This is a genomic window from Kribbella rubisoli, from assembly GCF_004217145.1.
GTDB lineage: Bacteria > Actinomycetota > Actinomycetes > Propionibacteriales > Kribbellaceae > Kribbella > Kribbella rubisoli.
The window spans coordinates 1,970,500-1,984,501 of sequence record NZ_SHKR01000011.1; the positions used below are offsets into that span (position 1 = coordinate 1,970,500).

The window sequence follows — 14,002 nt, forward strand, 5'->3', positions numbered from 1 at the left end:
CGCATGCCGATCAATGGGTGGGCTGGGAGGGTGGGGGGATGGATGTGCGTGAGTTGACGGTGGACGACTGGGCCGGGTTGTGGCCGTTGGTGAAGGGGTTCGGGACTGAGTTTTCAGAGGCGGAGTCCCGGGGGTACTTCGAGGAGCTGGTGGACGATCCACGGTGGGTGGCGTTGGGGTACGACGACGGCGGGGAGCTCATCGGGTACGCCGCGGTGCAGAACTACGGGACGCACTTGCGGGCGGGGCGGAGGCATCACGGGCGGTTGCATGACCTGTATGTCATGCCGGAGCGGCGGCGTGGCGGGGTTGGGCGGGCGTTGATGGATGCGGTGGCGGAGTGGGCGTCGACCCGGGTCCGGTATCTCGAGTGGCAGGGCCATCACGAGCGGGCGGCGCCGTTCTACGAGAAGTTGGGGTATCGCGGTGAGCCGTGTCCGCAGCCGGACTACCCGACCTTTGAGATCGACTTCGGTAGGTAGGCGCGGAGCAGCATCAGGCCGGCGAGTGCGGTCGCGGCGGCGGCGAGGATCAGCGCATGGCGTACGTCGAGCGTGGCGAGGAGATTCATCGACACGATGAGCGGAACGGTCTGCACCAAGGACAGCAGCGACTGAAGCCGGGTCAGATGCGATTTCGGCGTACTGCGGACGAACACCGGGGCAAGGTGTGACGTGAACAGCCCGATGCCGACGCCCTGCAGAAGAGTCGCACCGACCGCCATCGGGACGGACGGTGCCAGCGCGAGACCCGAGATCCCGACCGCGGCGAGCAGACACCCGACGCCGCCCGTCCGCTCGGCACGGTCGAACGTGCCGAACCGGGCAACCAGGATCGTCACCGCCAACCCGCCACAAACGTTGCCCGCCACAACAAACCCCGCCTGCCCGGCCGCCCATCCGTGCGATCGGGCAAGCAACGGAACGCACAACGACGTGACCGGCAGAACGAAGGCCGCGACCAACGCCACCACAGCCAGCACCATCCGCAGCACAGGATCTCCAGCTGCCACCCGCAACCCATCCAGCGCTTCACGCACGACAGAACGGCCGGGCCCTCGCGCAGGACTCACGTCGTACGGCGGTCTGAGCATCAACAACACAAGGAACTGCACCGCGAACGTCACCCCGTCGAGCATGAGCGCCCCGACCAGCCCGACCGTCGCAACAAGCAGCCCACTGAGCGGCCCACCGGCAAGCGTGATCAGCTGCGTGGCCGACGTACGCAGAGCCATTGCCCTAGGCAACTGATCGTCCGGCACGAACAGCCGAGGCAGCACCCCCGACGCCGGCAGCGCGAAGGCATCAACCGTCCCGACAACAATCGCCGTCATCAACAGCAGACCAGCCGAAGTCCCACGAACCCCCACCACCGCGGCAAGCAGGAAGCAGCACGTGCCGACGATCGCGCTGCACGCGAGCAGCAGCCGGCGCGGACCGATCCGGTCACCGAGGACGCCACCGAGCAGAAGGAGTACGGCGCGCGGCAGCGTGAACCCGGTCAGCACCAGCGCAGCGACCTGCGGGCCGATGCCCGTCGCCGCCCACCCCAGCGCGAAGAACAGCGCGGTGTCGCCGAGTACCGAAAGGGTTGAGCCTGCCAGCCAGCCGTAGTACGACCGCGTCACCCGTCCAGCCGGACGGGCATGACGAGCGTGGTGAACGTGCCCTGGTCGGCTGACCGTACGACGACCGGCCGCGCCGGCTCGCAGATCTCGAGCAGCACGTCCGGCCCGACGCTCGCCTCCAACGCGGCGGCGAGCATACTCGCGGTGAACCCGACCCGCACCGACCCGGACCCGATCGCGTCGAGCTTCACTTCGTCACCGATCCGCAGGCTCTCGGCGTCGATGTCAAAGGCGACGACATCCCGCCCGACCAGTACGTCGAGCAGCCCCGCCCGATCCACCGCCACCCGGCAGACCGGCGGCGTCAGCCCGTCGAGAATCTGCTGGTACGCCGGATACTCCGCATCGACGACTGCCAACTCGCGCGACTCCTCGCCCCGCACCAGCACCAACCCGCCGTCGACCTCGACCCGCACCACCTCGCCCGCCGCGGCCCACCGACTCACCCGCGCGAGCTCGTCCGCCCGTACCAAGACCCGCCCCGCCACCCCACCGAACTCCACCGGCCGGACCGTCCGCACCGCGAGCCGATAGCGATCGGTCGCTACGAACGTGAGCTCGTCGGGCGAGAACTCGATCAGCACACAGTCCAGGCCGGGGTACTCAGTTGTCGCGGCCGCGGTCGGCGCGACCTGGCGGATCGCGCTGGCAAGTTCAGGTCCGCCCAGGGCTGCTGTTGTTTGGTGCGAGAGGAGTTGAGTGAGGAGGCGGGTGGCAGCCTCCCGGGTTGCGGTCGACTTGGCTTCGAGCGTGCGGAGATGAGAGCGGACCAGGTCCGCCACGTCGGCAGGGTCGGCATCCAGGGCGATGCGGACCTCCGGCAGCGGCAGGTCGATCTCCCGCAGGTCGCGCAGTAGCCGAGCCCTGGGTTGTTGCGACCTGTCGTAGTACCGATAGCCATTCGCCGCGTCCACCTCGGCAGGCGGCAGCAGCCCGCAGTCGTCGTAGAACCGCAGGGCGCTCGGCGCCAGCCCCACCATCCGTGCAAACTCACTGATCGTCAGCCTCATAGGCCCGACCCTGATCTCTGAACCAACTCGAAGGTCAACTCCGGAGCCGGCCCCACAGGCTGACGGTCTTGCCGAACCGTTCGCCGCGGATCCAGTCGAGAATGCTGCGAGCCACGCGGTCGGGCGAGAGGTCCCCGCGGACCGAACGCGGGACGCGGGTCCGGAGCTCGGCCGCGTCAGCGAGGGCGTCGGCGATCTGGTCCTCGGCCCAGCCGCGGAGCGCGAGGCGTTTGCGACGAATGGCGTCGGGACAGTCCAGGTGCAGCCAGCGGCCCTCCGGAAGCTCGGCCGGCAGCAGCGGAGACAGGAGCAGCACCGGAATCCCGGACCGCCTGATCAGCTCGGTGATCCGCAACCAGAGCGCGTTGTACGCCGGCCAGATCGGCGCCGCCGTCGGACTGGCGATGTCGATCCCGAGCAGCCGTCCGTCGTCGTCCAGCAGCTCGTCCATGTCCATCACGACCAGGTTCCCCGGGCTGAGCCGCACCAACTCCGGCACCACTGTCGACTTCCCCGACCCGGGTGCTCCCGTCACCACGAACATCCTCGTCACAGGTCTAGTGTGCGGTCACTGCACCAGAAGGCGCATCGGAGGTCGTGCCTCGCCGGCAATCGTCGGTAATCCGCTCAAGCCGGGCGTGACCGATCCAAGGACGCTGGAGTGGGCTGCGCCGGTGCAGCTCGGCACTGTCCCGCCGAGCCCGTGCACGCTCAGGAATCCGAGTACGGCGAACGCGTACGCCTCCTTCGCCGCCGACGGCATGCCCAGCTCGTCTGTGGTCCGGACCGGAATCTCCAGCTCGTCCGCCAGCAGATGCATCAACGCCGGGTTCTGGATCCCGCCTCCCGATGCGACCACCTCGGTCCCGCCGTACCGCCGTACGGCGTCCGCCACCGTCCGGGCAGTCAGCGTCGTCACCGTGGCGACCAGGTCCTCCGCTGGGATCTCCGGCAGCCCCTCCATCGCCTTGGCCACGTAGGCGAGGTTGAACAGCTCCTTGCCCGTCGACTTAGGCGCCGGCCGCTCGTAGTACGGCTCAGCCAGCAGCCGACCGAGCAGCTCCTCGTGTACCTGGCCCCGCGCCGCCATCACCCCGTCCGCATCGAACGGCCGCCCGGTCAGCTCCGTCACGACGGCGTCGATCAGCGCATTCGCCGGACCGGTGTCGAAGGCAACCGGATCGCCGTGGACCACGGTGATGTTCGCGATTCCCCCGAGATTCAGAGCGACCGGTACGCCGGGACGCCCGCGCAACCACAGCACGTCGATGATGCTGACCAGCGGCGCACCCTGCCCGCCGGCCGCCACGTCCCGCGCCCGCAGGTCCGACACCACCGGTACGCCGGTCGCCTCCGCGATCCAGGCCGGCTGCCCGAGCTGCAGCGTCCCGCGCACCGTTGCGTCGTCGACCCAGTGGTACACCGTCTGCCCGTGCGAGACGATCAGGTCGGCGTACCCGCCGCACAGCTGCTCCACCGCCTGCCGGGCGACCGCGGCGAACGCCTGCCCGATCCCGGTGTCGAGCCGGCAGACCTGCTCGACAGTCGTCGATGCCGGTGGCAACGACGCTGCGACCGCGGCCCGCAGCTCCGGCGGATACGGCTGGCTGAGCATGCCCAGCGGCGTCAGCACCAGCACGTCGCCGTCCAGCCGCAGGTCCGCGGCTGCCGCGTCGATCGCGTCGTACGACGTCCCGGACATCAGCCCGATCACTCGCATATCAACTCCCGTCGATGGCGGTCGGAGCGTCCATCTTCATCCACAACGCCGCCACGCCGCGACTCGGGCCATGCAACCTTCCGGTCTGCTCCGGTGTCTACCTGTCTACGAGGACGATCACCGAGGAGGGTGAATGGTCACGCGGGGTGATGATTTCGACGACTTCGTCCGGGGAAGCTCGACCCGGCTGTTACGGACCGCTGTGCTGCTCGTCGGCGATCGGTCGGCGGCCGAGGATCTCGTCCAGGAGATGTTCGAGCGCGTCTACGTCCGCTGGCGGCGGATCCACAGCGCACCGGACGCGTATGCCCGCAAGACCCTTGCCAACCTCGCCGCGAACCGCTGGCGCAGCAAGGGCCGCAAACCCGAGGTCACGCTCGCCGACCACGACCGGCCGACGCCCGACAGCGCCGAGGACCACGCGGTCCGCGCCCAGCTGATCACCGCTCTGCAGGAGCTTCCGCCACGGCAGCGCGCCGTGATCGTGCTCCGGTACTACGAGGACCTCACCGAGGCCCAGACCGCCGACGCGCTCGGGTGCTCACTCGGCACCGTGAAGAGCCAGACGTCCCGCGCACTGGACCGGCTCCGCCTGATCACCGAACCCGCCATCCTGGAAGGACTGCGATGACCGAGACCGAACTCAAGCAGCGGCTCAGCGCCGACGTGGACAGCGTCGAGGCCTCGCCCGACCTGCTCGACCGCGCCCGGGCCGGTGGGGCGCGCCGACTCCGGCGCCGCCGTTTCCTCGCCGCGGGAGCGATCGCCCTGACGTCAGTTGTCGTCGGTGGGGTCGCGATCACCGCGCCGGCGATGTTCGACCATCGTTCCGATCCGCCGGTCGCGTCCACACCCGGCGAGGGCGACCCGTACGCGTTCCTGATGAACGGTCCGACCCGCGGCGACCTGGCCGGCGACACGACGTACCTGCAGCAGGTGCTCTCGGCCTGGCGGTCCTCGCACACCAAGTCGATCAACCACGACCGCGGCATCTTCAACCACCTGCAGGGAGACGCGAAGGTCGCCTGGGCCGGCAACACGCCCGGCGGGCGGGCCGCGATCGTGGTCGAGAACTCCGACCTCCGCAACCACTCGGACGTGCAGCTGTACCACGAGGGTGTCGCGGCGCTGGTCGGGTACGTCGTCGACGGCAAGGACGGCAAGCCGACCGTTGTCGGCGACGACTACCCGGTTCCAGGTTCGTCCCAGCAGACCGCGTTCGTCGTCGGCAAGGACGACACCAAGGCACTGGTCGTCCTGCAGATGCCGGGCAAGCAGATCGGCCTCTCGCTGGGTCGCACGTACGCCGAGGACGGTTCCGTCAAGCGCATGTACACCCCGCTGAAGTTCCGCGATCGGGTGGCGATCGTGAAGCTTCCGGCCGGCCAGAAGGACGAAGACCTGCGGATCAACCGGATGCCGGGCACTGCCTTCTCCTATCTCGCGGTCCTGTACACCGGACCGACGATGACGGAGACCCCGGACAACCGCCTCTGGTCCGGCTTCGCGCAGGAGGGCGACGGCCTCTGGGCGATGAGCGACGGCGCGAACAACCTACGGATGAAGGCGAACGAGGTCTTCAACGACGCGATCGGAAAGGTCAGCGACCCGAACGCGAACAGCACCGCCTTCTCGATCTGGACCGGGTACGGCGTGACCACCGCCGGGACCGCGGTGTACATCGGCGAGCAGGCGCTCGACAACGACCCGACCCACGTGTACGCCGTGCTCAAGCCGAAGACGGGCAAGCTCCGGATCGTGCACGGCGGCGTGCCCGATGCGTCGGCGGCACTCCCGGTCGCGATCAAACTCCCCGACAGCCAGGGCTGGGCCATCGCCCGCAAGGACGCACAACTCTCCTACCGGTACGACGGCGGCGCGTGGAGTCCAGCGCGCTCGAACGCGCTTCTGGTACCGGCCGGAACGCATGCCGAGGTCAAGGTGGAGGCGGGCGGCAGGACGGACGTCGTACCGTTGCCATGAACCCTTGACACCGGGTTTGGGCCGATCGATGATCGGTGTCGCTATACCGGTTTACCTCCTGTCGCCGCCTGGGCCACCCTCCGGGCGGCGACGGGTGCTTAACCGATATAGCGACCCGCCCACCTTGATGAGGAGTCGATCAGCTCATGAAGCGAAGGACCCTGTTGTCAGCCCTGGCCGCCGGCACCGCCGCGGCCGCCACCGGCGCCGCACTGCCCGCCGAGGCCGCGCCCAAGTGCCGCCGCGCGCAGAAGACCGGACCGGTCACCGTCGCGTACATCGAGGTCAACGACCACAGCATGCTCAGCGCCGGCAAGTACACGCTGGCGAAAGGCGGTGCGCAGGTGATCGACGTCGCGGCGATCTTCGCGGCGAACATCAACTACGACGGCTCGAACGCGTACCTGTTCTTCAACGACCAGGTAACGAACGTCCTGAACAACGTCGCCACCCAGGTCCGCCCGCTGCAGCAGAAGGGCATCAAGGTCCTGCTGTCGGTCCTCGGCAATCACCAAGGCGCCGGCTTCGCGAACTTCCCGAACCAGGCGGCCGCCGACGCGTTCGCGCAGCAGCTCGCCGACGCAGTCAACCAGTACGGCCTGGACGGCATCGACTTCGACGACGAGTACGCGGAGTACGGCAACAACGGGACCGGTCAGCCGAACGACTTCTCGTTCGTCTACCTGGTCCAGGCCCTCCGCGCCAAGCTCCCGAACAAGCTGATCACGCTCTACAACATCGGCCCGGCCGCGGATCGCCTGACCTACAACGGCCAGACCATCGCCGAGACCTTCAATTACTCGTGGAACCCGTACTACGGCACCTGGGGCGTCCCGAGCGCGCCGAGCGAGAAGTCGCGCGTCTCCCCCGCCGCGATCTCCTACACCGACACCAGCTCGTCAACCGCCGCGAGCCTGGCCCAGCGAACGGTCAGCGAGGGGTACGGCGTCTTCCTCACGTACAACCTGACCGAGGCCGACACGTCGTCGTACATGTCGGCCTTCACCCAGAAGCTGTACGGCAGCGCCACCGTCTACAAGGCGTAGGTCCAGCCGGGCCGCCATTCGAACGGCGACTCGATCAGGTCCTCGATCGGTTTCCCACTCCCCAGCAGGTGGTCCAACGCCCACCGGTTGGCGGAGTGGGCGACCACGAGGACGGTCGCATCGGCGTACCAGCGCTTGACGTCGGCGAGGAACGATCGGGTCAACTCGACGACGTCCGCGTAGCTCTGACCGCCGGGGAACGGAGTGTGGGCGCGGTCGACCCGCGGTTCCAGTTCGCCCACCGGAGCCCCGTTGAGCTCGCCGTAGTTGCACTCGCGGAGTCGCCAGTCCACGAAATGCGGCACGGTCAGCCCGGACAGCTCGACCGTGTTCACCGCCCGGCGCAGGTCCGAGCTGAACACCACGTCGACGTCGGGCCACCGCAGCCCGAGCTCGCGCGACTCCCCACGCCCTCGCTCGGACAACTCACCGGGCAGCCACCCGGTAGCGATCCCTCGTTCGTTGTCGACGGTGGTCGAGTGGGTCTCGTATATCAGCCTGGTCACAGGTCACAGCTAACCCTCTTTGTCTTCATTACCGGCGGGTATATACTCAAGTTACTCGTGAGTACAACGCTTAGGGGAACTCTGTGAGCCACTACAAGTCGAATCTGCGGGACATCGAGTTCAACTTGCTCGAGGTATTGGGCCGCGGCGACGTCCTCGGTCAGGGCCCGTACGCCGACATGGACGTCGACACCGCCCGTGAGGTGCTCGCGGAGGTCGACCGGCTGGCCAAGCACGAGCTGGCCGAGTCGTTCGCGGAGGCCGACCGGAACCCGCCGGTCTTCGACCCGGAGACGCACGAGGTCCGGATGCCCGAAGCGTTCAAGAAGAGCTACCACGCCTACATGGACGCCGAGTGGTTCAAGCTTGAGCTGCCCGCAGAGCTCGGTGGCCAGCCGACGCCGCCGTCGCTGCGCTGGGCTGCGGCCGAGCTGGTGCTCGGCGCCAACCCGCCGGTGCACATGTACGCCGCGGGCCCGAACTTCGCGCACGTGCTCTGGCGCAACGGCACCGAGCGGGACCAGAAGATCGCGCACCACATCATCGAGCGCGGCTGGGGCGCCACCATGGTGCTGACCGAGCCGGACGCCGGTTCCGACGTGGGCGCCGGGCGCACGAAGGCCACGCTGCAGGAGGACGGCAGCTGGCACATCGAGGGCGTCAAGCGGTTCATCACGTCGGGCGAGCACGACATGACCGAGAACATCGTCCACCTGGTCCTCGCGCGACCGCAGGGCGTCGAGGGCGTCGGCGGTCCGGGGACGAAGGGCCTGAGTCTGTTCGTGGTCCCGAAGTACGACTTCGACCTCGAGACCGGCGAGCTGACCGGTGAGCGCAACGGCGCCTTCGTCACGAACGTCGAGAAGAAGATGGGCATCAAGGTCTCCACGACCTGCGAGATCACCTTCGGCGACAGTAACAACGGAGGGCCCGCGAAGGGCTGGCTGCTCGGCGAGGTGCACGACGGTATCGCACAGATGTTCCAGGTGATCGAGTACGCACGGATGATGGTCGGCACGAAGGCGATAGCCACGCTGTCCACCGGCTACCTGAACGCGCTCGAGTACGCCAAGGAGCGGGTGCAGGGCGCGGATCTGACGCAGCCGGCCAAGGACGCGCCGCGGGTCACGATCACCCACCACCCCGACGTACGGCGGTCGCTGCTGACGCAGAAGGCGTATGCCGAGGCGCTGCGGGCGCTGGTGCTGTTCACGGCGACGTACCAGGACCGGGCCGAGCAGGCGCGGTACGCCGGTGAGCACGACGACCTCGCCGAGCGGGTCAACGACCTGCTGCTGCCGCTGGTGAAGGGCTACGGCTCGGAGAAGTCGTGGACGCTGCTCGGCACCGAGTCGCTGCAGACGTTCGGCGGGTCCGGCTTCCTGCAGGACTACCCGATCGAGCAGTATGTGCGGGACGCGAAGATCGACACGCTCTACGAGGGCACGACGGCCATCCAGGGCCAGGACCTGTTCTTCCGCAAGATCATCAAGGACCAGGGCAAGGCGCTCGGTCACCTGGCCGAGCAGGTGCAGGCGTTCGTCGCTTCCGAGGCGGGCAACGGCCGACTGAAGGAGGAGCGCGGACTGCTCGCCAAGGGTCTCGAAGACACCCAGAAGATCCTGGGCATCATGGGGCAGGCCCTGATGGCCAGCAACCCGCAGGCGGAGAACGGCGACCAGCGCAACATCTACAAGGTCGGACTGAACACCTCACGGCTGCTGTTCGTCCTCGGCGACGTGGTCTGCTCATGGCTGATGCTCCGCCAGGCGGAGGTCGCGCTGGAGCGGCTGGGCGGCGAGCTTTCCCCGGCTGACCAGGACTTTTACACCGGCAAGGTCGCGGCGGCCCAGTGGTTCGTCCGCAGCACGATGCCGTCGGTGCGGGCCGAGCGGATCAAGGCCGAGCTCACCGACCTCGACGTGATGGACCTCCCGGAGTCCGCCTTCTAACAGCTCCTCCGGCTCGGGTGCTTGCGCGGTCGAGCCGGAGGGTTCCAACACTCGGGGCAGATTGATCTGCCCCGGGATGCCCCGCGATCTGCCCTGTTGTTAAGCGGGGGGTTGTAGCAACGTTTCTGCCCTGCAACATCGTGACCCTGGCTTGGCTTCCCCTGTCCAGGCCAGGGTCGCGTCTACTCAGGAACCAACCGAGGCGATGCGGCGTCCGTGTGAGTGTGTCCAAGTCGGGTCGTCGTAGGCTGTCGGGGATGTCCGCCCGACTATTCGCTGCCGTGGTCGCAGCCTTGGCGTTCCTGCCTGCCCTCCCCGCGCAGGCCGACACCCCGGAGCTGCCCGACCGCATCGCTGCCGCCTGGCGGACCGATCACGTCTCCGTGGACGAACGCCTGCGGGCGACGATGCCGGCGTCCGAGCTGGCCCGGATCCGTACTGCGATCCGCACCGCCGGCCTGCCGGTCTACGTCGCGCTCGTGCCGCAGTCGCCGTACCTCCGGGCGAGCGGCTACGACCTTCCGACGTTGCTGCACGCAAGGATCGGCGAGCCCGGGGTCTACATCGTCGCGGTTGTCTACGACAACTACTGGTCGGACCAGGCGGAGCTGTTCCGGCCGGCCGGGTTGCGTGGCAGGGACCTCTCCAGTGTCCGGGCCGACGACAAGCAGGACTCCGAGGTCGTCGACGAGCGTCCGGCCCCGCAGATCGTCCGGACGATCCAGCAGGCCTCCACGGCGTACGACGGTCGTCCGCTGCCGCAGGTCCCGGCCGCCGATCTGGAGCCGCAGCGCAGCGAGGGTGGGCTGTCGGTGACCGACAAGGAGGATCGGTCGGCGTACGTCGGGCTGGGCGTTGGTGCGGTGCTGGGGTTCGCACTGGTTCTGTTCCTCGGACTTCGGCGCCGACGGCCGGCCAAGCGGGTGAGGCGGGAGCATGGCGGCGACAGCCCGCCGACCGAGGCGTGGGACGTGGAGCTCAAGGCGGACGACAAGATCAAGCAGGCTGAGCGGGCACTCGCGCGGCTCGACAAGCGCAACAACAAGTCGACGAAGCAGCTCGACCAGCGCGATGACGCGTACCGCCGGCTGGATGCGGCGCGCACGCTGCGGGCGGATCAGCCGGAAGACCTGCTCGCGGCCGCCGGTGCGCTCGTCCTCGCGCGGCAGGCCGAGCGCGTCGCCTCGGGAGCGGAGCTGCAGCCGCCGTGCTTCTTCAACCCGACGCACAACCCCGGAACGAGCACAGTCGACTGGGAGGACGAGGTCGAAGTACCCGCGTGCCAGTCGTGCGTGAGCGTGATCCGGCGCGGCCGGACGCCGATCGGTTTGCGGGTCTGGAGCAAGTCCGGGCTGCTCGGTCACGACCGCAAGCAGGTTCCGTACTGGACACTCGATCCGGAGGACAACCCGATGGTCGCGACCGGCTTCGGTGGGCTGTCCGACGACCTGCCCGAACGGATCGCGGTCCGATGAGGCGCCTCATTCTGTTGCTGCTGGCAACAGCCTTCGCCTTGACCGGGACAGCCTGGGCGGCCACGCCTGCCGATCCGCGGATCGCCGCAGCCACTGCCGCCTGGGCGAAGCAGGGGCTGTACGTCGACCCGGACTTCACCTCGATTGCCGATGGCAACGAGATGTTGCGGGTGATCTCAGCGGCGAAGATGCCCGTCTTCGTTGCCGTCGTACCGACCGGAGACTGGTTCCCGGAGAAGGGCGACGCGGATCTCCTCGCCGGCCGACTGGCCACGGCGAACGGTAAGCCGGGTGTGTACGTCGTGATGGACGGCGACATGACGTACGGCGTGGCGCACGAGCTCGCGGCGTACGCGCCGGACAGCACCTGGCGGGACAAGGACGAGACCTTGAGCGCGCAGCTCTCGAAGTACCTCGACAATGTCGAGCTGAACGCTCGCTACTCGCCCGAGCCGGCCCGGACCGAACCGGTGCCGACGGAGCCGGAGCCTTCGTACCCGGAGGAGAAGTTCACCGTCGGCAAGGCGATCGGGAACGGACTCGGGGGTGGCGTGCTCGGGATGATCGGTGGCGGGATCCTCGCCGGAATCGTGTTGATCGTGGCGGCGATCGCCGCCAGACGTCGGAAGGGAAGCGCGTGAAGGGCCTGTTGAGCTGCCTGGCGGCTTTGGTGTTGCTGGTCGCGGTCCCCGCCGAGGCCAGCGCGGATGCGGCGCAGACGCCGGCGGAACGGGCTCGGGAGATCGCGACGGCGCTGACGAAGGATCCGCTGTACATCGACCCGGCGTACGCTTCGGCGCTGCCGGAGAAGCTGCGGGCCGACGTACGGACGAAGGCCAAGGCGGTCGGGTACCCGATCTACACGATCATCCTGCCGCTGACGCCGAGCGACGAATTCCAGGGCGAGGAGAGCACGGTGCTCACCCTGGTGGAGGACGCGCTGCGCAAGCCGGGGTTGTACGTCGTGGTCGACGGCGGGGATCGCTTCCCGTGGTACGAGGCCCGCGACGTACCGCAGGTCAGCGAGGACAAGCTGCAGGCGGCGCGCGAACGTGCGCTGGACGACGAGGGGTACGACGCGGGGCCGACCGAGGTGCTGGCCCGGATGTATGAGCTGCTGGCTGCGCCGGGGATCCCTTCGACGACGCCTCACGCGACCTCGCCGAGCTCACCCTCCGAGGACTCGGACTCAGACTCCGGTGGGCATGGTTGGGTCGTTGCGCTGTCGATCGTCGGCGGCCTGGTCGTGCTGGTCCTGCTCGGTTTGGTGATCGGGCTGCGGCGGCGCTCCCCTCAGCGGGAGAAGGCCTTCCGTATCCCGCCGCATGTCGCCGCAACCGTCGCGGCCGAGCGGCGTCGGCGACTCGAACGGGACACGACGGCCGAGCTGACCACGCTCGGCACGAAGCTGGCCGCACTGCCCACGACCGACGGGCCGGGTCTGGCGCACCAACAGGCTGCGCTCGACGATCACGCGGCGGCGGGGAAGGTCCTCGACTCCTCCACGTCGCTGGTGGATCTGGTCGGGGCGATGGTGCTCCTGGACAAGGCTCGCCGGGAGTACGACGTCGCAGTGACGGGCCGCGCGGACGCCGTACCGGATCTGTGCGCCTTCAACCCGCTGCACGGCCGGTCGGCCGGCAAACCCACCCAGGTGGAAGCCGACGGCACCACGCTCACCCTCCCCCTCTGCGCCGCCTGCCGCCGAGCCCTCAAACGCGGCACCGCCCCCTCCTCCCTCCCCGGCGAGAACGGCCCCTACTGGTACGACAACACCCTCTGGGCCCGAACCTTCTACGGCACCACCGGCGACGACCTGGCCGAGTCTGTCTCGCGAGGCGAGCTCCACCGCTGATTACCGCGCGTGGAGTTCGATGTCGCCTGAGGTTGTTGTGGCGGTGAGGTTGTGGGAGGCGTCGGTGGAGTTGCCGAGCGAGTTCTCGACATCGCCGGTGCGGGACTCCGTGGAGACCTTGTAGTCACCGCCGGGCGCGGTGATCTCGATGTCGCCGCTCGTCCCCTTCGCGTGCACATCGTTGGCCTCGGCGAGCTGGAGTTCCATGTCGCCGGACGAGGTCTCGACGTTGACCGGGCCGCCCTTCAGGCCCGCGGCCTCGATGTCGCCCGAGTTCGCCTTCACGTCCAGCTTGCCGGTGAGGTCGCTGACCGACACGTCGCCGGACGTGACGTCCAGGTTCACATCTCCGTCGATCTCGCGGAGTTCGACCTGGCCGGAACGGGACTTGGCGTCGACGCCGGCGACTCCGGTCAGCTCGAGGTCGCCGCTGCCGTTCTCCCCGGTGACCTTCGTCCCACGCGGGACGGTGACCTCGAAGTCGGCGCTGCACTGCCAGCCGCAGTCACCGTCGAGTTTGAGTACGCCGTCCTTCACGGAGTACGCGTCGCCGTGCTTGAAGAACCAGTACTTGCGCTTCTCCTGGACGGTGGTCGTGTCGTCGTCGGACACCTTGATCGTGATGTCGGAGTGATCGGCGGCCAGCTGCACCGTGGTGATCTTGTCGTCGACCTTGTGCGTGTCGTCGGAGTCCTTGCCCCCGAACTGCCAGAACGCCAGCCCGGCCGCCGCTACCAGCAGGATCACGCCGAGCTGCTTGTTCTCCGCCATCGTCCGCCTCTTCTCGAGCCCACCCACGTTGTCGCATCGACAGTAGGTGGCGAGGCG

General features: G+C 68.4%; 14 protein-coding genes. 8 read left to right on the forward strand and 6 right to left on the reverse strand.

All coding sequences use genetic code 11. The annotated features are described in order from the left end of the window. Positions 1 to 38 precede the first annotated feature (38 nt). The gene (locus EV645_RS12420; protein ID WP_130442790.1) at positions 39 to 482 is read left to right on the forward strand and encodes a GNAT family N-acetyltransferase; all 444 of its coding nucleotides are present in this window, start codon (positions 39 to 41) and stop codon (positions 480 to 482) included. Here EV645_RS12420 and EV645_RS12425 read toward each other — a convergent pair. Genes EV645_RS12425 through EV645_RS12440 form a run of 4 tightly spaced genes read right to left on the reverse strand, consistent with a single transcriptional unit; the run spans position 449 to position 4,357 of the window. After that, entirely contained in the window at positions 449 to 1,627 is a 1,179-nt protein-coding gene (locus EV645_RS12425) for an MFS transporter (protein ID WP_157997052.1), read from the reverse strand. The genes EV645_RS12420 and EV645_RS12425 overlap by 34 nt on opposite strands. Beyond that, positions 1,624 to 2,637: a DNA polymerase III subunit beta family protein gene (locus tag EV645_RS12430; RefSeq protein ID WP_130442793.1), complete on the reverse strand. Its 1,014-nt coding sequence runs from the start codon at positions 2,635 to 2,637 to the stop codon at positions 1,624 to 1,626. The genes EV645_RS12425 and EV645_RS12430 overlap by 4 nt, the downstream gene beginning before the upstream one ends. A gap of 34 nt (positions 2,638 to 2,671) precedes the next feature. After that, positions 2,672 to 3,181, reverse strand: coding sequence for an AAA family ATPase (locus EV645_RS12435; protein WP_242000404.1), 510 nt, complete (start codon positions 3,179 to 3,181; stop codon positions 2,672 to 2,674). 24 nt (positions 3,182 to 3,205) lie between these two features. After that, positions 3,206 to 4,357 carry an anhydro-N-acetylmuramic acid kinase gene (locus EV645_RS12440; RefSeq protein ID WP_130442795.1) on the reverse strand — a complete coding sequence of 384 codons (1,152 nt, stop codon included), beginning with the start codon at positions 4,355 to 4,357 and terminating at the stop codon, positions 3,206 to 3,208. 133 nt (positions 4,358 to 4,490) lie between these two features. Between EV645_RS12440 and EV645_RS12445 the strand changes: the two genes are divergently transcribed. From EV645_RS12445 to EV645_RS12455, 3 genes are all read left to right on the forward strand, one after another. Continuing rightward, complete coding sequence (locus EV645_RS12445) at positions 4,491 to 4,988, forward strand: SigE family RNA polymerase sigma factor (protein ID WP_130442797.1); 498 nt, start codon at positions 4,491 to 4,493, stop codon at positions 4,986 to 4,988. Next, positions 4,985 to 6,340, forward strand: coding sequence for a hypothetical protein (locus tag EV645_RS12450; RefSeq protein WP_130442799.1), 1,356 nt, complete (start codon positions 4,985 to 4,987; stop codon positions 6,338 to 6,340). The genes EV645_RS12445 and EV645_RS12450 overlap by 4 nt, the downstream gene beginning before the upstream one ends. A 146-nt stretch (positions 6,341 to 6,486) precedes the next feature. Beyond that, positions 6,487 to 7,386, forward strand: a complete 900-nt coding sequence (locus EV645_RS12455; protein WP_130442801.1) for an endo-beta-N-acetylglucosaminidase H — start codon at positions 6,487 to 6,489, stop codon at positions 7,384 to 7,386. On the opposite strand, the gene EV645_RS12460 is transcribed toward EV645_RS12455, so the two are convergent. Beyond that, positions 7,374 to 7,892 (reverse strand): histidine phosphatase family protein, encoded by a 519-nt coding sequence (locus EV645_RS12460; RefSeq protein WP_130442803.1) that lies wholly within the window; start codon positions 7,890 to 7,892, stop codon positions 7,374 to 7,376. The genes EV645_RS12455 and EV645_RS12460 overlap by 13 nt on opposite strands. A gap of 83 nt (positions 7,893 to 7,975) precedes the next feature. Here EV645_RS12460 and EV645_RS12465 point away from each other — a divergent pair, with 83 nt between their 5' ends. The 4 genes from EV645_RS12465 to EV645_RS12480 all read left to right on the forward strand — a co-directional run bounded on the left by EV645_RS12465 (position 7,976) and on the right by EV645_RS12480 (position 13,174). Next, positions 7,976 to 9,844 (forward strand): acyl-CoA dehydrogenase, encoded by a 1,869-nt coding sequence (locus EV645_RS12465; RefSeq protein WP_130442805.1) that lies wholly within the window; start codon positions 7,976 to 7,978, stop codon positions 9,842 to 9,844. 257 nt (positions 9,845 to 10,101) lie between these two features. Beyond that, positions 10,102 to 11,319: a hypothetical protein gene (locus EV645_RS12470; RefSeq protein WP_130442807.1), complete on the forward strand. Its 1,218-nt coding sequence runs from the start codon at positions 10,102 to 10,104 to the stop codon at positions 11,317 to 11,319. After that, a complete protein-coding gene (locus tag EV645_RS12475) occupies positions 11,316 to 11,960 on the forward strand; it encodes a hypothetical protein (RefSeq protein ID WP_130442809.1) in 645 nt (214 codons plus the stop codon). Before EV645_RS12470 ends, EV645_RS12475 begins: the two co-directional genes overlap by 4 nt. Further along, a complete protein-coding gene (locus EV645_RS12480; RefSeq protein ID WP_130442811.1) occupies positions 11,957 to 13,174 on the forward strand; it encodes a hypothetical protein in 1,218 nt (405 codons plus the stop codon). The genes EV645_RS12475 and EV645_RS12480 overlap by 4 nt, the downstream gene beginning before the upstream one ends. Here EV645_RS12480 and EV645_RS12485 read toward each other — a convergent pair whose 3' ends face one another. Next, on the reverse strand, positions 13,175 to 13,945 hold the full coding sequence (locus tag EV645_RS12485) for a DUF4097 family beta strand repeat-containing protein (protein ID WP_130442813.1): 771 nt from the start codon (positions 13,943 to 13,945) through the stop codon (positions 13,175 to 13,177). Between the last annotated feature and the right edge of the window lie 57 nt (positions 13,946 to 14,002).

What these genes read in the sequence shown, in the direction of transcription:
- EV645_RS12420 (WP_130442790.1), top strand. Translation starts at nt 39, where the DNA reads ATGGATGTGCGTGAGTTGACGGTGGACGACTGGGCCGGGTTGTGGCCG.
- EV645_RS12430 (WP_130442793.1), bottom strand. Translation starts at nt 2,637, where the DNA reads ATGAGGCTGACGATCAGTGAGTTTGCACGGATGGTGGGGCTGGCGCCG.
- EV645_RS12435 (WP_242000404.1), bottom strand. Translation starts at nt 3,181, where the DNA reads ATGTTCGTGGTGACGGGAGCACCCGGGTCGGGGAAGTCGACAGTGGTG.
- EV645_RS12440 (WP_130442795.1), bottom strand. Translation starts at nt 4,357, where the DNA reads ATGCGAGTGATCGGGCTGATGTCCGGGACGTCGTACGACGCGATCGAC.
- EV645_RS12445 (WP_130442797.1), top strand. Translation starts at nt 4,491, where the DNA reads ATGGTCACGCGGGGTGATGATTTCGACGACTTCGTCCGGGGAAGCTCG.
- EV645_RS12450 (WP_130442799.1), top strand. Translation starts at nt 4,985, where the DNA reads ATGACCGAGACCGAACTCAAGCAGCGGCTCAGCGCCGACGTGGACAGC.
- EV645_RS12455 (WP_130442801.1), top strand. Translation starts at nt 6,487, where the DNA reads ATGAAGCGAAGGACCCTGTTGTCAGCCCTGGCCGCCGGCACCGCCGCG.
- EV645_RS12470 (WP_130442807.1), top strand. Translation starts at nt 10,102, where the DNA reads ATGTCCGCCCGACTATTCGCTGCCGTGGTCGCAGCCTTGGCGTTCCTG.
- EV645_RS12475 (WP_130442809.1), top strand. Translation starts at nt 11,316, where the DNA reads ATGAGGCGCCTCATTCTGTTGCTGCTGGCAACAGCCTTCGCCTTGACC.
- EV645_RS12485 (WP_130442813.1), bottom strand. Translation starts at nt 13,945, where the DNA reads ATGGCGGAGAACAAGCAGCTCGGCGTGATCCTGCTGGTAGCGGCGGCC.